Annotated in this window: 16 protein-coding genes and 1 pseudogene; 8 read left to right on the forward strand and 9 right to left on the reverse strand. The window is 72.7% G+C overall.

Annotated elements, in window-relative coordinates; all coding sequences use genetic code 11:
• Nucleotides 1-296: 296 nt before the first annotated feature.
• The 3 genes and pseudogenes from K3769_RS37160 to K3769_RS37170 all read right to left on the reverse strand — a co-directional run.
• Nucleotides 297-851 (reverse strand): annotated as a pseudogene (locus K3769_RS37160) (methyltransferase domain-containing protein); the annotation flags it as partial.
• An 8-nt stretch (nucleotides 852-859) separates the two neighbouring features.
• On the reverse strand, nucleotides 860-1,477 hold the full coding sequence (locus K3769_RS37165; protein ID WP_267030612.1) for a TIGR04282 family arsenosugar biosynthesis glycosyltransferase: 618 nt from the start codon (nucleotides 1,475-1,477) through the stop codon (nucleotides 860-862).
• Nucleotides 1,474-2,232 (reverse strand): glycosyltransferase family 2 protein, encoded by a 759-nt coding sequence (locus K3769_RS37170; protein ID WP_267030613.1) that lies wholly within the window; start codon nucleotides 2,230-2,232, stop codon nucleotides 1,474-1,476. The genes K3769_RS37165 and K3769_RS37170 overlap by 4 nt, the downstream gene beginning before the upstream one ends.
• Nucleotides 2,233-2,335: 103 nt before the next feature.
• Between K3769_RS37170 and K3769_RS37175 the strand changes: the two genes are divergently transcribed.
• The 4 genes from K3769_RS37175 to K3769_RS37190 all read left to right on the forward strand — a co-directional run bounded on the left by K3769_RS37175 (nucleotide 2,336) and on the right by K3769_RS37190 (nucleotide 6,688).
• Nucleotides 2,336-3,241, forward strand: a complete 906-nt coding sequence (locus tag K3769_RS37175; protein WP_267030614.1) for a response regulator transcription factor — start codon at nucleotides 2,336-2,338, stop codon at nucleotides 3,239-3,241.
• Nucleotides 3,234-4,349 (forward strand): sensor histidine kinase, encoded by a 1,116-nt coding sequence (locus tag K3769_RS37180; protein WP_267030615.1) that lies wholly within the window; start codon nucleotides 3,234-3,236, stop codon nucleotides 4,347-4,349. Before K3769_RS37175 ends, K3769_RS37180 begins: the two co-directional genes overlap by 8 nt.
• A gap of 150 nt (nucleotides 4,350-4,499) precedes the next feature.
• A complete protein-coding gene (locus K3769_RS37185; RefSeq protein ID WP_267027046.1) occupies nucleotides 4,500-5,090 on the forward strand; it encodes an SMI1/KNR4 family protein in 591 nt (196 codons plus the stop codon).
• Nucleotides 5,091-5,239: 149 nt separating this feature from the next.
• Entirely contained in the window at nucleotides 5,240-6,688 is a 1,449-nt protein-coding gene (locus K3769_RS37190) for an NF041680 family putative transposase (RefSeq protein ID WP_282566186.1), read from the forward strand.
• A 26-nt stretch (nucleotides 6,689-6,714) separates the two neighbouring features.
• Here K3769_RS37190 and K3769_RS37195 read toward each other — a convergent pair whose 3' ends face one another.
• Nucleotides 6,715-7,725, reverse strand: a complete 1,011-nt coding sequence (locus tag K3769_RS37195; RefSeq protein ID WP_267030616.1) for an NAD-dependent epimerase/dehydratase family protein — start codon at nucleotides 7,723-7,725, stop codon at nucleotides 6,715-6,717.
• Between the two features lie 84 nt (nucleotides 7,726-7,809).
• Complete coding sequence (locus K3769_RS37200; protein ID WP_267030617.1) at nucleotides 7,810-8,832, reverse strand: helix-turn-helix transcriptional regulator; 1,023 nt, start codon at nucleotides 8,830-8,832, stop codon at nucleotides 7,810-7,812.
• 107 nt (nucleotides 8,833-8,939) lie between these two features.
• On the opposite strand from K3769_RS37200, the gene K3769_RS37205 reads away from it, so the two are divergent.
• Nucleotides 8,940-9,536 carry a DinB family protein gene (locus K3769_RS37205; RefSeq protein WP_267031710.1) on the forward strand — a complete coding sequence of 199 codons (597 nt, stop codon included), beginning with the start codon at nucleotides 8,940-8,942 and terminating at the stop codon, nucleotides 9,534-9,536.
• Between the two features lie 3 nt (nucleotides 9,537-9,539).
• Nucleotides 9,540-10,652 carry a winged helix DNA-binding domain-containing protein gene (locus K3769_RS37210; RefSeq protein ID WP_267030618.1) on the forward strand — a complete coding sequence of 371 codons (1,113 nt, stop codon included), beginning with the start codon at nucleotides 9,540-9,542 and terminating at the stop codon, nucleotides 10,650-10,652.
• 123 nt (nucleotides 10,653-10,775) lie between these two features.
• Here K3769_RS37210 and argG read toward each other — a convergent pair whose 3' ends face one another.
• The 3 genes from argG to K3769_RS37225 form a co-directional block, all read right to left on the reverse strand.
• The gene (gene argG, locus K3769_RS37215; RefSeq protein WP_267030619.1) at nucleotides 10,776-12,230 is read right to left on the reverse strand and encodes an argininosuccinate synthase; all 1,455 of its coding nucleotides are present in this window, start codon (nucleotides 12,228-12,230) and stop codon (nucleotides 10,776-10,778) included.
• 83 nt (nucleotides 12,231-12,313) lie between these two features.
• Complete coding sequence (locus K3769_RS37220; protein ID WP_267031711.1) at nucleotides 12,314-13,414, reverse strand: M23 family metallopeptidase; 1,101 nt, start codon at nucleotides 13,412-13,414, stop codon at nucleotides 12,314-12,316.
• 296 nt (nucleotides 13,415-13,710) lie between these two features.
• Nucleotides 13,711-14,424: a TetR/AcrR family transcriptional regulator gene (locus tag K3769_RS37225; RefSeq protein WP_267030620.1), complete on the reverse strand. Its 714-nt coding sequence runs from the start codon at nucleotides 14,422-14,424 to the stop codon at nucleotides 13,711-13,713.
• A 143-nt stretch (nucleotides 14,425-14,567) separates the two neighbouring features.
• Here K3769_RS37225 and K3769_RS37230 point away from each other — a divergent pair, with 143 nt between their 5' ends.
• Together K3769_RS37230 and K3769_RS37235 are read left to right on the forward strand one after the other, a co-directional pair.
• The gene (locus tag K3769_RS37230; protein WP_267030621.1) at nucleotides 14,568-15,611 is read left to right on the forward strand and encodes a medium chain dehydrogenase/reductase family protein; all 1,044 of its coding nucleotides are present in this window, start codon (nucleotides 14,568-14,570) and stop codon (nucleotides 15,609-15,611) included.
• Between the two features lie 137 nt (nucleotides 15,612-15,748).
• A complete protein-coding gene (locus K3769_RS37235; RefSeq protein ID WP_267030622.1) occupies nucleotides 15,749-17,353 on the forward strand; it encodes a hypothetical protein in 1,605 nt (534 codons plus the stop codon).
• 99 nt (nucleotides 17,354-17,452) lie between these two features.
• Here the strand turns inward: K3769_RS37235 and K3769_RS37240 are convergent, their stop codons facing one another.
• Entirely contained in the window at nucleotides 17,453-18,568 is a 1,116-nt protein-coding gene (locus K3769_RS37240; RefSeq protein ID WP_267030623.1) for an AI-2E family transporter, read from the reverse strand.
• Nucleotides 18,569-18,619 lie beyond the last annotated feature (51 nt).

Genomic DNA, 18,619 nt, shown 5'->3' on the forward strand with positions numbered 1-18,619 from the left:
TACCGCATCAGGGCACGCGTCCCGATCCGGGCCCACGGGAACGCCGCGGACGCCCCCGCGACGGCGCCGGAAACACCGTCCTCGCGCGGACCGGCGTGACGCGGGTCCGGCTCGTGCGGGTCCGGCTCGTGCGGGTCCAGGGCGTACGGGTCTGGCCCGTACGCCCCCGGACCGCGCGTCCCCGAACCGCGCATCCCCAGACCGTGCGTGTCCGTGCCGTACGTCCCTGTGCCGTGCGGGTCTGTGCCGTACGGGGCCTGGCCGTGCGGGTCCGTGGCATACGTGTCCGGGGCGTATGCGTCCGGGCCGCGTGCGTCCGTGATGTGGACGTGGACGCGTTCGTCCACGTCCACCGGGACGGTTTCGGCGATCAGCAGCCCCGCCGGGACCAGCAGGTCGGTCAGCCTCGCGAGGAGGGCCGGCGGATCGCCGCCGATACCGATGTTGCCGTCGACAAGGAGCGCGGTGTCCCACCGGCCCTCGGCGGGAAGCGGCTCGAAGACCGAGCGGCGCAGGGCGGGCCCGCCGAGCCGCTCGGTCCGGCTGACGGCCGCCGCGCTGACGTCGATGCCGAGGACACGCCGTCCCCGCCCGGCGAGTTCCGCGACGAGCCGCCCCGGCCCGCAGCCGATGTCGAGCACGGAACCCTCGCACCGGTCCAGGATCTCCAGGTCCACCGCGTCGGCGCGCGCACACCAGCGTTCCACTTCCAACGGCAGCAGCCAGCCGTCGGACCGCCGCAGGAAAAGGGGGCCGTGGCCGGTGCGCAGCGCCCGGGTGTACGGGTCGGCGCCGGCCCACGCGGACTGGGCCTGCGGCGGGACGAGGTCGCTCACGGGGGAGTCGTTCATGGGTCGGTTCATCGTCCGGTGACCGCCGTGAGTCCGGCGAGACGGGCGGCGAAGCGGCCCCGGGGCGCGAGCGCGGCGACCGCCTCGGCGTCGGCGGCCGTGTCGACGTCCCGCAGCGGCGGCAGATCGCGCACGCGCAGCCCGGCTTCGATGAGCCGCTCCCGCTGCGCGGCCCCGGTGGTGGGCGTCGACATCGGCACCCCGCGCAGCAGCCGCGGATCGGGCTCGGCCAGGCCCAGCGCCCAGAAACCGCCGTCCTCGGCCGGCCCGAAAACGGCGTCGCACTGCGTGAGGTCCACGCTGAGCAGGGCCGGAGTGACCTGGGGCGTGTCCATCCCGATGAGCAGGGCCGGTCCGTCACAGCAGGCGAAGGCCGCGGCCAGCCGCTCGTCGAGACCTCCGCCGCACTGCGGTACGACGTCGAAGCCGGGCGGCAGCCATGGGCCGGGCGTCCCTTGCAGGACGAGCACCCGGCGGGTGGCGGGGGTGGCGGCCACGGCGCTCAGGGTGTCGGCGAGGGCCGCCTCGGCGAGGGCGGCGGCCTCCGCCGGGGTGAACGGCGGAGTGAGCCGGGTCTTGACCCGCCCCGGCAACGGCTCCTTGGCGATGACGAGCAGGGTGGTCATCGGTGGGTGCCTCCTTGGGCGGTCGGGGCCGGCTCCTGGCCCTGGGTGCGGGCCGTGCCCGAGGCGGGGGACGCGGGTTCGGCCAGTACGCGGCTCATGTCCCGGACGGCCCGCCAGGTGCCGAGCCAGGTGCCGGTGACCTTGGAGGAGCCCGTACGGGGCAGGTAGGGAACGTCGTGCTCGTCGATCCGCCAGCCCGCGTCGGCGGCGCGCACGACCATCTGCAGCGGATAGCCGCTGCGCCGGTCGGTGAGCCCGAGGGCCAGCAGCGGCTCGCGCCGGGCGGCGCGCAGCGGTCCGAGGTCGTGCAGCCGCAGCCCGGTGCGGCGGCGCAGCAGCCGGGCGAGCGCGAGATTGCCGGCCCGGGCGTGGGCGGGCCAGGCGGACCGGCCCTGCGGGCGGCGTCTGCCCAGCACCAAGTCGGCCTGCCTTTCCCGTACTTGCCGTACGAAGGGAACGAGGAGCGAGGGGTCGAGCGAGGCGTCGCAGTCGCAGAAGCAGACGATGTCGGCGGTGGCGGCGGTGAGCCCCGCGTGGCAGGCGGCCCCGAAGCCGCGGCGCGGTTCGTGGACGACGTGCGCGCCCAGAGCGAGGGCGATCTCGGCCGAGCCGTCGGTGGAGCCGTTGTCCACGACGACGGCCCGCCAGCCGGGCGGGATCCGGCCGAGGACCCAGGGCAGGGCCTCGGCCTCGTTGAGGCAGGGGAGGACCACGTCGACAGGAGGTGAGGCAGGAGGGGTTGTCACGCCCTTCACCCTACGAACGCGAAACGCGCATTCAGGACATCGGCTCCTTACGAAACAGGGACGTCGGGGCCGACCGGCGGCACGGCGCACGACGCGGTGCGAGGCTGGGCGCATGCACCAGCCGCACGAACCGACCCCGGCTCCTCGCGCCGACCCGCAGGCGGCCCCTCAGGCCGACCCTCGGATCGCCTCGCAGACCGCCCCGCCCGCCGCGTCCCGTTCCGCCGGGGGCGCCCGGATCCTGGTGGTCGACGACGACCCCACCGTGGCCGAGGTCGTCTCCGGATACCTCGACCGCGCCGGCTACGGCGTCGACCGGGCCGGAGACGGCCCCGAGGCGCTCGCGCGCGCCGCCGCGCACTGGCCCGACCTCGTGGTCCTCGACCTGATGCTGCCCGGCATGGACGGCCTGGAGGTGTGCCGGCGGCTGCGCGAGCGCGGACCGGTGCCCGTCATCATGCTCACCGCCCGGGGCGACGAGGACGACCGCGTCATGGGCCTCGAAGTGGGCGCGGACGACTACGTCACCAAGCCGTTCAGCCCGCGCGAACTGGTGCTGCGGGTGGAGTCGGTACTGCGCCGCACCCGGCCCGCCGTCGCCGCACGGCCGCTGAGCGCGGCCGGCCTCACCGTCGATCCCGCCGCGCGCCGCGCCTCCAAGCAGGGCACGGAACTCGCCCTCACCCTGCGGGAGTTCGACCTGCTGTCCTTCCTCCTGCGGCATCCGGGCCGCGCGTTCGCCCGGGAGGATCTGATGCGCGAGGTGTGGGGGTGGGACTTCGGTGACCTGTCGACCGTGACCGTCCACGTCCGGCGGCTGCGCGGCAAGGTCGAGGACGATCCGGCGCGGCCCCGGCTGATCCAGACGGTATGGGGCGTCGGCTACCGCTTCGACCCCACCGGCGACGACGCCCACCTCACCGGGAACACCCCCGGGCCCACTGCCGGGAACACCCCGGCCCCAGCACCCGCCCCCGCCTCCGACACCGCCGGCCAGGAAGAAACCGACCATGCTTAGCACCCTGCTCATCGCCCTGTACGCCTTCGCGGGCGCCGCGGTCGCGGGACTGGCCGGAGCGGCGGCCCTGCGGCTGATCCGGCACCGTTCGCTCACGCAGTCCCTCGCCGTGGTGGTCGCCGTGGCGGTGACCGCGATGCTGGCCGGGACGCTGGCCGTGGCGCAGGCGATGTTCCTGTCCCCGCACGACCTGAGCGTCGTCACCACGGTCGTCGCGATGGCGGCCGTCGTCTCCATGGTCACCGCGCTGCTGCTCGGCCGGTGGGTCGTCGCCCGCAGCCGCGAACTCGCCGTCGCCGCCCGGTCCTTCGGTGACGGCGGTGACTTCACCGCCCCCGGCACCCCGGCGACCGCCGAACTCGCCGAGCTCAGCCGCGAACTGGCCGCCACCAGCGCCAGACTCGCCGACTCCCGGATGCGCGAGCGCGCCCTGGAGTCCTCCCGCCGCGAACTCGTCGCCTGGATCTCGCACGACCTGCGCACCCCGCTCGCCGGGCTGCGCGCGATGTCGGAGGCGCTGGAGGACGGCGTGGCCGCCGACCCCCAGCGCTATCTGCGCCAGATCCGTACCGAGGTCGACCACCTCAACGACATGGTCGGCGACCTCTTCGAACTCTCCCGCATCCACGCCGGAACACTCGCGCTGTCCCTGTCCCGCATGTCGCTGTACGACCTGGTCAGCGACGCCCTCGCCGGCGCGGACCCGCTCGCCCGCCGGCACGGGGTGCGGCTGGTGGGCGACCTCGTCGAAGCGGTGCCGGTCGAGGTGGACGGCAAGGAGATGAGCCGGGTCCTCGGCAACCTCCTGGTCAACGCGATCCGGCGCACCCCGGCCGACGGCACGGTCGCGGTGGCCGCCGCCCGCTCGGCCGACGGTGTCGTCCTGTCCGTCACCGACGGCTGCGGCGGCATCCCCGAACAGGACCTCCCGCGGGTCTTCGACACGGGCTGGCGGGGCACCGACGCCCGTACGCCCCCGGCCGGCGCCGGCCTCGGACTCGCCATCGTGCAGGGCATCGTCGAGGCCCACCAGGGCCGCGCCACCGTACGCAACATCTCCGGCGGCTGCCGTTTCGAAGTGACCCTGCCCGCGGCGGCCGGCACCTGAGAGCCTGTGTATACCCCGGTCGGATCAGCGTGCGTGCCAGACGCCGCGCGCCCGGCCGGGGATATGCCGCAGGCTCTGAGCTTGTCTTTTAACCTGCTGCGTGCAGTGGTCCGAGGCCAGAGTGTCAGTGCCGGGTGATACCTGTAGGGCGTGGAAGATGCGATTTCGGGTGCGATAGCCGTCCTGCGTGAAGCTTTTCCGGCAGAGGTCCGTCACCGCCCTTTGGACAGGGACGAGCTTCGGGCGTGGGAGCGAAGGCACGGGGTGGTGTTGCCGGAGCCGTATCGCACTTTCGTGACCGAGATCGCGAACGGTACCGACGATGGTCCGCCTGACGAAGGTGGTCTGCTGCCCCTGGGAGAGAAACCGGACAGCTGGGCCGTCTGGGAAGCGGACTGCTGGATGAGCCCGGAGCCGTTCGATGGCGCCGCCGTACGCGTGCCCGGCCAGCCCTTCCCTCTTGAGGAGGAGTGGCAGTGGGAGTACGACTACTACGACCACACCCGCCACTCGTCTCTGCTGCACCAGACCTACCAGCACGGCTCGGTGCTGCTGGGCAGCGACAGACCCGGTGAGTACTGGACGCTGGTGGTGACCGGGCCGCAACGCGGCCGGGTGTGGTGGCTCAGAGACGGATGCGCCGCACCCTATTCCGACCGCCCGTCCGATCAACCGGGGGGCGATTTCCTGCACTGGGTGAGGGACTGGCACGTCGGACAGGGCTGGTGGCGGGCCGAGTAGCGCCTCTATACCCAGGTCGCGGACTCGACCGCTCGAACGCTTCCTCGAACTTGATCGCAAAACCGGAACTGCGCGACAGCACGGCGGCCGTCGCTTGATGCTGAACTCCGGCGCAGAGACGCAGGACAGGCGAAGGCCGCGGGGTGGGTTTGCTGCATCAAGATGTAGAGGGAGAGCCGTTCCTGGTGGCGTCACGCTACCGGGACGATCTATTCGCCTGCCTGACCGCACGCGGGGACGAACTGTTCGACCTCACCGACGCGTTGCTGTGCGCGGACGGACCGGTGAGAACGCCGGTGGACCTGACGCTGGTGGCCGAGCACCGGCGGGGTCACGGCGCGATGTACGACGCGCTGAACAACGGGACCATCGACGTGCCCCGGCTGCGGCAGGTACTGGCTGGCCTGCCCATGCCGCAGGCCGCCGACGGGCGCCTTGTCCTCGCCGTCGACGTGAGCAACTGGCTCCGTCCCGACGCCCCGACCAGCGCGGATCGTCTGTTCTGCCACGTCTACGGCCGCAGCGGCCGGTCCTCGGACCAATTCATCCCCGGCTGGCCGTACTCCTTCGTCGCCGCCCTCGAATCGGGCCGGACGTCTTGGTGCCAGTTCCTGGACGCCGTCCGCCTCGGACCCGCCGACGACGTCGCCGAGGTCACCGCCGCCCAGCTCCGCCGGGTGGTCACGGACCTGATCGAGATGGGCCGCTGGCACGTCGGCGACCGCGACATCCTCATCGTCTTCGACGCGGGCTACGACGCCCCGCGCATGGCCCACCTCCTCGGCGGTCTCCCGGTCGAGGTCCTCGGGCGGATGCGCACGGACCGGGTCATGCGCCGCCCGGCGCCCTCCCGTGAGGAGTACTACCTGGCCCACCCCCGCGGCGGCCACCCGCCCAAGCACGGCGGGGAGTTCCGCTTCGCCAAGCCGGAGACCTGGGGCGAGCCCGACGCGACAACCGTGCAGGTCACCGACCGGTACGGCACTGCCCGCGCGATGGCCTGGGACCACATCCACCCCCGCCTGACCACCCGCTCCGCGTGGATCGACCACACCGGCGAACTCCCCGTCATCGAAGGCACGCTGATCCATCTCCAGGTCGACCGCCTGCCCGGGGGCCAGGACCCGCTGCCCCTCTGGCTGTGGTCGTCGGCCACCGCCGTGAGCGGCGAGGACGTCGATGTCCGCTGGCAGACGTTCCTGAGGCGCTTCGACCTGGAGCACACGTTCCGACTGATGAAGCAGACCCTGGGCTGGACCCGGCCGAAACTCCGCACCCCCGAGGCCGGCGAACGCTGGACCTGGATCGTCATCGCGGCCCACACTCAGCTCCGTCTCCTCCGCCAGGCGGCCACCGACCTGAGACGGCCGTGGGAGAAACCGGCCGAGCCCGGCCGGCTCACCCCGGCCCGAGTTCGCCGGGGGTTCAGGAACCTCCGCCCGCACCTGCTCTGTCCGGCCCGTGCGCCCAAACCCTCAACACCCGGTCCCGGACGGCCAGCTGGCTCGAAGAACCGGCGACCCACCGCCCACTACGACGTGGGCAAAACCGTGAAGCGATCAGCAAGCATCACTGAACGAAACCGACTCGGACCATAAAGAACAAGCTGAGCGCGGGCCCCGGCTCACTCGCCCCGCAGGCGCGCCACCGCGAACTCCCGCATGCCCTCGGCGAATCCGACCTCGGGCCGCCAGCCCAGCTCGGTCCGCAGCCGGGACGAGTCCGCGGTGATGTGCCGTACGTCCCCCAGCCGGAACTCGCCGGTCACCACGGGCTCGGGCCCGCCGTGCGCGTCGGCCAGCGCCCGGGCCATCTCGCCGACGGTGTGCGGCTCCCCGCTCCCGACGTTGTACGCCGTCAGCGCGCCGCCCGCCGCATCCGCCTGAAGCGCCGTCACATTGGCCGCCGCCACGTCCCGTACGTGCACGAAGTCCCGCCGCTGGCCGCCGTCCTCGAAGACCTGTGGAGCGGCGCCGCGGGCCAACGCGGAACGGAAGAACGAGGCGACACCGGCGTACGGGGTGTCGCGCGGCATCCCGGGCCCGTAGACGTTGTGGTACCGCAGCGAGACCGCCGTACCCTCCGTCGAGCGCGCCCACGCGGCGGCCAGGTGTTCCTGCGCGAGCTTGGTCGTCGCGTACACGTTGCGCGGGTCGGCCGGGGCGTCCTCGCGGACCAGACCGGGCACCAGGTCCGCGCCGCAGGACGGGCACCGCGGCTCGAACCGGCCCGCCGTCAGATCGGCGGCCGACCGCGGTCCGGGGCGCACCCCGCCGTGCCGCGCACAGGAGTACCGGCCCTCCCCGTACACGACCATCGACCCGGCCAGCACGAGCCGGCGCACCCCTGCCTCGGCCATCGCCGCCAGGAGCACGGCGGTACCGAGGTCGTTGTGGGAGACGTACTCGGCCGCGTCCGCGACCCCTTTGCCCAGGCCGACCATCGCCGCCTGGTGACAGACCGCGTCGACCCCGGAGACGGCCGCCGACACCGCGTCGCCGTCACGGACGTCGGCACCCGTCCCTCCTCCTGCGGCTCGTAGGTCGAACACCACGGGCTCGTGTCCCCCCGCCCGCAACGCCTCGACGACATGGGACCCGATGAACCCGGCACCGCCGGTGACCAGTACACGCATGTGCCGAACCCTAGGGCGCTCCCATGCCTCCGAGCAGGGGTACGCGCACCACGTCACCGGTCCGTAAGAGGTCGCCCTCCGGCGTCAGCCGGCCTGCGCCGTGTCCTCCCGGTCGGATGCGGCGTCGGCGTAGCGGCGGGCCAGCTGGGCGAACGCGTCCTTGAGCTCGGCGGGGCCGACGACCTCCATGTCGGCGTCGAAGCGGCCGAGGGTGGCGGCCAGGCCGACCCACGACCACGAACCGAGGGTGACCCTGCACCGCTGCGGTCCGAGCGCCTCGACGACTCCGTCCTGCGTGTACCGGGCCACGTCGCCGGCGGGTCTGGCGAGGATCACCTCTCCGCGGCAGGGCCAGTCGCCGGAGCCGTCGGCGCCGCGGAACCTGGCGGCCACGAAGGCGGCCACGTCGCCGCCGGGGAGCTCGCGCGGGACGAAGCGGGGGCCGGTGGGGACACGCGGGGTGATCCGGTCGGCGCGGAAGGTCCGCCAGTCCTCGCGGTCCAGGTCCCAGGCGACGAGATACCAGCGCCCGCCCCAGGTGACGAGGTGGTGGGGCTCGACCCTGCGCGGCGGCGCCGGCGCCGCAGCCGCTTCAGCCGTCGCGGTCGCGGTCGTGCTCGCCGAGGTGTAGTCGAAGCGCAGTACCTCGCAGGCGTGGACGGTGGCACCGAGCGTCAGGAGCACCCCGCTGTCGAGCTGCGGTACCGACCGGGACGCGGGCCGTTCGACGGCGGTGACCTGAAGGGTGTCGATCCGGTGCCGCAGCCGCGCGGGCATGACCTGCCGCACGGTGGCCAGCGCGCGCACCGCCGCCTCCCCGATACCGGCGCCGGAGGCGGTCGCGATCTGGAGCGCGACGGCGAGGGCCACGGCCTGCTCGTCGTCGAACAGCAGCGGCGGCAGCTCCGTACCCGCGTCGAGGCGGTACCCGCCGTCCGGCCCCTTGAAGGCCACGATGGGATAGCCGAGTTCGCGCAGCCGGTCGACGTCGCGGCGCACGGTGCGCGGGCTGATGTCCAGCCGCTCGGCCAGCAGCGCACCGGGCCAGTCCCGGCGTGCCTGGAGCAGCGAGAGCAGGGACAGCAGGCGCGCTGATGTTTTCGGCATGGCTCCATGGTGCACGCATGTAGCGGCCACAACCTGACCTCTTCTGCTGGGATCGTCTTCTTGTGCCCGACCGCACGGCCACCGACGAGAAGAAGGACCCGATCACCATGACCGACGCGACCGACGTCACCACCACGACCGCTCCCAGGCCCGGCCTCGACCCCGAGCGGAGCGACCTGCTCGCCGAGCTCGCGACCGTCCGGGCGGCTCTGACGGCCACGGCCCACGGTCTCAGTGACGAACAGGCCGGCCAGAGCCCGACGGTCAGCACGCTGTCCCTCGGCGGACTGATCAAGCATGTCGCGGCCGTCGAGGAGAGCTGGCTGCGCTTCGTGATCGAGGGCCCGTCCGCGATGAGCTTCGACCTGCCGGACGGTGTCACCTGGGCCGACTTCGCGTCCGGTACCGCACGCGAGTTCCCGCAGTGGGCCATCGACCACCAGAACAACTTCCGGATGCTGCCCGGCGACACGCTGGCCGGGATCATTGAACGGTACGAGGAGGTGGCCGCCCGGACCGAGGAGGTCGTCGCACAGCTGCCCGACCTGTCCGTGACGCACCCGCTGCCCGAGGCGCCCTGGAACGAGCCGGGGTCGGTGCACAGCGCCCGCCGGGTGCTGATGCACGTCATCGCGGAGACCGCCCAGCACGCCGGACACGCGGACATCCTGCGCGAGTCGATCGACGGCCGCAAGGCGACCTGAGCGGTGCGCACGTCGACCGTTCTCGGCACCCGGGCGCTCAACCGCGCGACGCTGGCCCGGCAGTTGCTGCTCGACCGCGCCGATCTGCCGGTCCTCGACGCCGTCGCCCACCTGGGCGGGCTGCAGGCACAGGAGCCGCAGGAGCCGTTCGTCGGGCTATGGTCCAGGCTGTCCGCCTTCGACCCCTCGGCGCTCTCGGACCTGATGACCGGGCGGCAGGTGGTGCGCACCCACCTGATGCGCCGCACCGTCCACCTCGTCACCGCCGACGACGCGCTGGCGTGGCGGGGACGGCACACGGCGATGCTGCGCCAACGGGTGCTCGGGACCTACCGCCGTGAGCTCACCGGGGTGGACCTCGACGAGCTCGCGGCGGCCGGCCGGGCCGTCATGGCCGACGGCGAGCCCCGCACGATGACCGAGCTGGCGCGGGCGGTCGGGGAGCGCTGGCCGGACCCGGGGCCGAGGGCGCTGGGCGAGATGCTGATCGCCGCTCTCGTGCCGATGGCGCAGCTTCCGCCGCGCGGGCTGTGGCGGACGAGAGCGGGGGTACGCAATGTGACGCTCTCTTCCTGGCTGGGGCGCGAGGCCGATCCGCCGAACGGGGACGGCTCAGACCCGGTGGGCCAGGCGCTGGTCCGGCGCTATCTGGCCGCGTTCGGCCCCGCCGCCTCGGCCGATCTGCGCGCCTGGTGCGGCCTGGCGGGACTGCCCGCCGCCGTCGCGGCCGTACGCGGAGAGCTGGTGGCCTTCCGTGACGAGCGGGGCCGGGAGCTGCTGGACCTGCCCGACGCTCCCCGCCCCGACCCGGACACACCGGTCCCGGTGCGGTTCCTGCCGGCGTTCGACAACGCGATCCTCGGCTACCAGGACCGTGGCCGGATCATCGACGACGCACACCGCGGTCTGTCGGTGGCCGGTGAGCGGGTCGTCCTGGTCGGCGGGCGGGTCGCCGCGACCTGGACCGCCGGCAAGGACGGCACCGTGACGGTCACCCCGTTGCACGGCTTCTCCCGGGCCGACCGCGCCGCCGTGGCCGAGGAGGCTCAGGCGTTGGCCGCGTTCCTGTCCGACGGCGACAGCAACGGCATCCGGATCACGGAGGCCGCCCACTGATCCGGCCGCTGATCCGGCGCTGAACGAAACGATGGGCGGGCCCGGTGAACGAACCGATGGGCGGGCCCGGCGCTGTGTGCGCCGGGCCCGCCCATCAGTCGTCCGTCCTGCCGCGACCGGAGATCAGTCCGTGCCGAACTCCATCGCCGCGCGGTCCAGCAGCTCGTCGTCCGCGGAGACCTCGCCGCGGGACGCGATCGCCTCGGCGCCGCCCTGCGGCATCTCCGGCATGCTGCCGATCAGCCCGGTCGAGGCCGCCTGCGCGGCACCGATGGAGGGGCTGCCGGTGCCGATCAGGCCGAGCCCGGCGTACTGCTCCAGCTTGGCGCGCGAGTCGGCGATGTCGAGGTTGCGCATGGTGAGCTGGCCGATCCGGTCCACCGGGCCGAACGCCGAGTCCTCGGTGCGCTCCATGGACAGCTTGTCCGGGTGGTAGCTGAAGGCGGGGCCGCGGGTGTCGAGGATCGAGTAGTCCTCACCGCGCCGCAGCCGCAGGGTCACCTCGCCGGTGACGGCCGCGCCGACCCAGCGCTGCAGCGACTCGCGCACCATCAGGGCCTGCGGGTCCAGCCAGCGGCCCTCGTACATCAGCCGGCCGAGGCGCCGTCCCTCGTTGTAGTACTGGGCGATCGTGTCCTCGTTGTGGATCGCGTTGACCAGGCGCTCGTACGCGGCGTGCAGCAGGGCCATGCCCGGCGCCTCGTAGATGCCGCGGCTCTTGGCCTCGATGATCCGGTTCTCGATCTGGTCCGACATGCCCATGCCGTGCCGGCCGCCGATGGCGTTGGCCTCCATCACCAGGTCGACGGCGGAGGCGAACTCCTTGCCGTTGATCGTGACCGGGCGGCCCTGGTCGAAGCCGATCGTCACGTCCTCGGTGGCGATCTCGACCTCGGGGTCCCAGAACCGGACGCCCATGATCGGCTCCACGGTCTCCACACCCGTGTCCAGGTGCTCCAGGGTCTTGGCCTCGTGGGTGGCGCCCCAGATGTTGGCGTCGGTGGAGTACGCCTTCTCCGTGCTGTCGCGGTAGGGCAGGTCGTGCGCGACCAGCCACTCCGACATCTCCTTGCGGCCACCGAGCTCGGTCACGAAGTCCGCGTCCAGCCAGGGCTTGTAGATCCGCAGGTGGGGGTTGGCGAGCAGCCCGTACCGGTAGAAGCGCTCGATGTCGTTGCCCTTGAAGGTCGAGCCGTCACCCCAGATCTGAACGTCGTCCTCCAGCATCGCCCGGACCAGCAGGGTGCCGGTGACGGCACGGCCGAGGGGCGTGGTGTTGAAGTACGCCCGCCCGCCCGAGCGGATGTGGAACGCCCCGCAGGTGAGCGCCGCGAGCCCCTCCTCGACCAGCGCGGCACGGCAGTCGACCAGGCGCGCGAGTTCGGCACCGTACGCCTTGGCGCGGCCGGGCACCGAGGCGATGTCGGGCTCGTCGTACTGGCCGATGTCGGCGGTGTAGGTGCACGGAACGGCGCCCTTGTCGCGCATCCACGCGACCGCGACCGAGGTGTCGAGTCCGCCGGAGAAGGCGATACCGACGCGCTCGCCGGCGGGAAGGGAGGTGAGGACCTTAGACATAGGAAGATTATGCATCACCGCGCATGAACATGCAACGAGGGGCTGAGTGAGGTGCTGAGTGACCGCACTCGAATCCGCCCGGCTCAGGTGCTGGGCCTGAGCCAGGGCAGGGGATCGGCGTAGTACCCGTCGAGAACCACCTCGAAGTGCAGGTGAGGGCCGGTGGACAGACCGGTCGAGCCGACCAGCCCGACCGGCGTCCCGGCCTCCACCGCCTGCCCGACGGACACCTGGAGGGCCAGCAGATGGCTGTACGTCGTCTCCAGCCGCTTGCCGTCGATGGTGCCGTGGTCGATCACCACGCGGTTCCCGTACGCCTTCGTCATCGCCGCGAACACGACCTGGCCCTTGGACGCGGCGGAGACCTGGGCCCCCTGGGGCGAGGCGAAGTCGACCCCGGTGTGCAGCTTCGTCACCCCGGTCAGGGGGTGTTCGCGCGACCCGTAGGGCGAGGTGACGGTGAGGTCGGCGACCGGTGCGGCCAGGACGGCGCCCGGTACCTGGTTCACAGTGCCACCGCCGCCGGAACTCTCCCGGTCGACCGACTCGTAGCGCGAGGCGAGCGACTTCACCTCCTTGATGTAGGCCTCCGCGTCGGTGGGCACGCGGCCCGCCTTCTCCACGGCGTCCGTACCCGACGCGTACGCGGCGAGGGTGAGGTTCACCAGGTCCCCGTTGACGACTCCCTCGGTCCTGAGGCCGGTCACCTTTTCGGCCAGGGAGCAGTCCTTGCGGCCGAGTGCCATCAGGGCGTCCGCCGGATCGCGGGGGGAGGAGCGGCCGTTGCCGTCGTCGTCCTTGCCCCACTTCTTCCACTGGGCGTCCGTGAACGCGGCGATGCCCTTCTCGCCCGACAGCGCTCCCGCGTCGTTGCTCCAGCCGGAGAGCCGGTCGATCTGGGCCGCGAGCACCGACGGCTTGACGACCTCGCAGTCCGCGACCGCCTTGCGGAGCCAGGGGATGTACGAGGCGTCCACGCTGTTCGTGGCGGTCGGGTCGGGTTCGGAGCCCTGCGGCCAGGCGTCGGCGAGGTTGCCGTTGTAGGCCAGGAAGCCGGCCACGCCCATCAGCGCGACCAGCCCCGGCAGTACGAGCAGCGTGAACGGCCCCGGGCCGCGGCGGACCCGCTTCGGACGCTGTTTCGGCGGCTCCTCGACCGACTTCTCGACCGGCTCTCCGGTCACTGGTCCGGCCGCCCCTCCCGTCCCCGTGTCCTCGACCGCCTCTTCGGCTTCGACTCCGTACGCGTCGGCCGGTGCCGTCCGCGGGCCCGCTGTCCCCGTCCCCGTTCCGTCCGACCGGCCGTCGATCACCGGCGAACTCCCCCTGCACCGCGCTGCGTTCCGCGGCGATCACTGTGGTCGTGGTGCTCACGCACTGTGGTCATGGTGCTCACGCGCACGACGCTAACGTGCCGCCCCGCGGGTAACACGAGGCGCGGAGGCACAGGAGCCTGCCCGAACGGGCAGACCTTCCGGGGTCAGGGTGCCGACGTCCCGGTCAGCTCGTCCACTTCGGCCGCGAAGAACAGCGCGGGGTCGAACCCCGTCCCGGTGAAGTGGCCCGCGAGCTCCAGGGACAGCACCCCGTGCAGCCGGGACCAGAAGGTCAGCGCGCGGTGCAGGGCCGCGGGCTCGGCGGGGTGGTCGCCCGCCCACCGCCGGTGCTCTTGGAGGTGCGAGCGGAACGGTGTCACGGAAGGGTCCGGGGGCAGCGCGGCGCAGGCGTCGAGCAGGGTCGCCATGATCCCGCGCACGATCCCGGTGATGTCGTCGGGCGCGTGGTAGCCGGGTACGGGCGTGCCGTAGACGAGGAAGTAGCGGTGCGGGTCCGCAAGGGCCCAGTCGCGCAGGGCGTAGGCCAGCGCGGACGGGTCGGGACCGTCGGCGGCGGCGGTCGCGACGAAGGTGTCGGCGAGGCTGCGGTACGCGTCCCGGATCAGCTCGGTGATCAGCTCGTCGCGGTTGGCGAAGTACCGGTAGAGCGCGGGGCCGCTCATGCCCATCCGCTTGGCGATCGCGTTGAGGGAGAGCGCGGAGGCCCCCGCCGCAGCGAGCTGTTCCCGGGCGTGCGCCTTGATCTCCGCACGGACCTGGGTGCGGTAGCGCTCGCGAGGGGTCTCGCCGCGCGTCTCCCTGCCGGTGCCGGTGCCGGTGCCGGTGGCCGTCCCCGTGCCTGTCCCCGTGTCCGTCATGCCGTACCGCTTTCCGTGTCGGCGCGTCGCGTCAAGTTAGAGGTTATCACTGGCGTTATTGACTGTACGGCGCAGTGTGAGTTACAACTTCTAACGAACGCAAGAAGCAGTCAGTCAAGAGCTGTGAGGCCGAGCGCAGCGCCATGGAGGTCGTCGTGAACGCCGAAGGACTCGTCGAGGTCGTCCTGCCGGGCAAGGTGGAGCCGGAGGGCCTCCAGGTCAGGCGCGGAGCCGTCCCCGTCGCGGGCCCCGGTCAGGTCCTGGTGCGGATGGAGGCGACCGGCGTCTCCTTCGCCGAACAGCAGATGCGCCGGGGCCGCTACTTCGACCAGCCGCCGTTCCCCTTCGTGCCCGGCTACGACCTGGTCGGAACGGTGCTGACCACGGGTGAGGGTGTCGATCCGGGCCTGGTCGGCACCCGGGTGGCGGCCCTGCTGAAGGTCGGCGGCTGGTCCACCCACGTGCTCGTCGACGCGGCGGACGTCGTGGAGGTGCCCGACGGGATCGGCGCGGCCCAGGCGGAGACCCTGGTGGTCAACGGCATCACCGCCTGGCAGATGCTGCACCGCACGGCACGCGTCCGCGCGGGACGGACCGTCCTGGTCCTCGGCGCCAACGGCGGTGTCGGCTCGGTCCTCGTCCAGCTCGCCCGGGCCGCGGGCGTGAAGGTGATCGGCACGGCGTCCGCCCGCCACCACGAGACGCTCGTGGCGAAGGGAGTCGTACCCGTCGACCACCGCACGGAGGACGTCGCCGCGCGCGTCCGCGAACTCGCCCCCGGCGGAGTGGACGCCGTCTTCGACCACGTCGGCGGCCGGGGCATCGTCGACTCCTGGCAACTCCTCGCGCCCGGCGGGACGCTCGTCGCCTACGGCACTGCCTCGACCCGGGACGACGAGGGTTCCAAGCAGTGGCCCGTGCTCAAACTGCTCGGCCGGGTGTGGCTGTGGAACGCGCTGCCCAACCGCCGCCGCGCCCACTTCTTCAATGTCTGGGCCGGCCGTGCCCTGGCCAGGAACCGGTTCCGCGCCCGGCTGCGCGCCGACCTCACCCAGGTCTTCGCGGCGTACCGGCGTGGCGAGGTCACGGCCCAGATCGCCGCCCAACTGCCGCTCGCCCGGGCCGCCGAGGCGCTGCGCCTGGCCGAATCGGGCACCGTCGCCGGCAAGGTCGTACTGAATCCGTAGGGCGACAGGCCCCGGGGCAGGGTCGTTGCCCCGACAGGCACCAGGGGTGCCCTCGCGGCTCTGGGGCCCCGCGAAGAGGAATGAGACCCTCAGGTGAACTAGGACCGATCGGTTGTTGAACACCCCGGGAGCGGCGAGTGCAGGCGCGTGAAGAGCCGGACAAGGCTGGACGGACACCTCTGGCGAGGCCGCCGCGCGACAACGCGGGGCGCACCGCCGACACCTCGGGGGGATCGGGCGGCAACGGTTCACCGCGGGCGGCGTCGGTCCTGAATCTGCAGCGCCTCGCGGGCAACGCGGCCGTCAGCCGCGCGCTCTCCGGGCAGGGCCCGCAGTCCACCGTGTCCGTGCAGCGCAGCGGTCTGCCGCCGGGTAGGGGCACCTACGGCTACCGGAACAACGAACGCCTGGACCTGGAGGACGAGTTCGGGTCGTCGATCGACGGCAACCGCACGCACCAGTCCGAGCACGCCATCGGGTTCAACTCCGCGAGCCGGCAGAGCGGTCAGCGCCGACGCACCGCGGGGCCGGCCGGGCAGCAGATCAGGGCACACGAGAACGAGTTGCCCGCCTACTACGAGACCCACCGTGCCCACCGTGAGCACGACGGCACCGGGACGAGCAGCAGGGTCGGCCGCACCGGGCTGAACTCCCGCCAGTACCGCGACGCGCAGGAGGACGCCCTGCGGCGCGACGACCCCTTCGGGGCGTACGCCATCAACCAGGCGGGCTACGACATCCCCTCCTTCCACAGCGCGACGAACACGACGGCGGGCCGTCAGTCCGACCGCAGCTTCGAGACGATGGTCCACAGCAACCCGCGCATCCCGTACTACACGGGCCCCGGCCAGCGGCAGCGCACCCGCCGCATGATCCCGCAGGAGCAGGCCGACCTCGCCGGCATGCGGGACACCCTGCGCAGCCGGCGCTATCCGGACGCGCAGCGGCAGGACGAGCTCATGCGGCAGTACGGGGCGCGCACTCCCCAGCTGCGTTCGTACGGCGCGTCCGACGGTCAGTCCCTCAGCCACTACCCCGACCTGGCCGACAGCGACCGCAGCCACAGCCCGCGGGAGCTCGACACTTCCTACCGCGACCGCAGCAGGGCTCGCAGCCGCGCCCGCAGCCGTGCCCGTTCGGTCGCGCCGGACACGGAGAGCATGTACGGCGGCGCGAGCACGTTCGGCGACGAGGACGGTGACCGTGCCCGGTCCCGCAGCCGCGCTCGCAGCCGGGGCCGTAGCCGTGCCCGTTCGGTCGCGCCGGACCTGGAGGGCATGTACGAGTACGGCGGCGCGAGCACGTTCGGCGACGACGACGGTGACCGTGCCCGGTCCCGCAGCCGCGCTCGCAGCCGCGCCCGCAGCCATGTCCGTACGCGCAGCACGGCCCGCCCGGACGTCGACGGTTTCTTCTCGTACGGCGGCGGCGACCCCTTCGACGACGGCCGTGGCCGCGGGCGGAGCCGCAGCCGGGTGGCCGCCCGGAGCGACACCTACGACGTCGACGACTACCCCGGAAGCAGCTCGCAGTACCAGGCCGGCACCTACCGGGCGCAGAGCCGTGCCGCCGGGCAGCGCTCCCGGGCGCAGAGCCGCGCGCGGAGCGTGAGCCGTTACGACGCCGGGGCCGAGACCGACGACGACTACATGGTGAGCAGCCAGGCCGCCCCGTCCCGCGCCCGCAGCAGGGGCCGGCGGCGGCGCCGCGTCATAGAGTCCTCGTCCGAGGACGGCTGGTGACGGCAGCAGGACGCTGAAGGCCGACCGCAGCCCGTCGACGACCGGCCCGGACCTCCCTCCACGAGGGTGATCCGGGCCGGTCGCGCGCGTCGGTGGCCCTCAGGAGGGGACGGCGCCGTCGGTACGCGGCTCTCCGGCGTCCTGTTCCCCCGGCGGCTCGGTGAGCTGCTCGCGCAGGTAGTTCCAGAACACGGCGACCACCGCGGCGACCGGAACGGCCAGCAGACTGCCCACCACGCCCGCCAGACTGCCCCCGAGCGTCACCGCGAGCAGGACCACCGCCGCGTGCAGTCCGAGCCCGCGGCCCTGGATGATGGGCTGGAAGACGTTGCCCTCCAACTGCTGCACGACGAGGATGATCGCCAGCACGATCAGCGCGTCCGTCAGACCGTTGGACACCAGGGCGATGAGCACGGCGACGAAGCCGGCGAACATGGCGCCCACGATCGGCACGAACGCCGAGACGAAGGTCAGCACCGAGAGCGGAAGCACCAGCGGGACGTCCACGATCCACAGGCCGATGCCGATGAAGACGGCGTCGAGCAGTCCCACGGCCGCCTGCAGACGGACGAACGACCCGAGCGTGTCCCAGCTGCGGGCCGCCACGGTCGGGACGTCGGTGGCGAGCCGGCCGGGGAGCTGCCGGCCGAGCCAGGGCAGGAACCGGGGGCCGTCCTTGAGGAAGAAGAACATCAGGAAGACCGCCAGGACGACGGTGACCACACCGTCGACCACGGTGGACACGCCCGTCACGAAGGTGCCGACCATGTTCCCGGCGCTCTCGCGGACGCGTTTCACCGCGTCGTCCACGGCACCCGAGATCTCGGCCTCGCCGATGTTCAGCGGCGGCCCGGCGGCCCAGTCCCGCACCTTGTGCAGGCCGTCCACCACCCCGTCGGTCAACTCGCCCGACTGGGAGGCCACCGGGACCACGATCAGTGCCACCACGGCCGCGGCCAGGAGCAGGAACAGCACGGTCACCGCGGAGGCGGCCAGTGCGGGCCGCCACCCGTGCCGGCGCAGGAAGCGGGCCACGGGCCAGGTCAGTGTGGTGAAGAGCAGGCCCACTATGAGTGGCCACACCACGGACCACATCCGGCCCAGGAGCCAGAGAGCCACCGCGGTCATCACCAGGACCAGCAGCAGCTCGACGGAAATACGCGCCGATGCGCGCAGCGCGGCGCGGGATCTGGCGGAACTCAGCGAGGCAGACATGCGAGCACCTTATGGGCAGGCCACCGCGCATCCGCGGAGCCCCGCCAACGC

This window comes from Streptomyces ortus (assembly GCF_026341275.1).
Taxonomy (GTDB): Bacteria; Actinomycetota; Actinomycetes; order Streptomycetales; family Streptomycetaceae; genus Streptomyces; species Streptomyces ortus.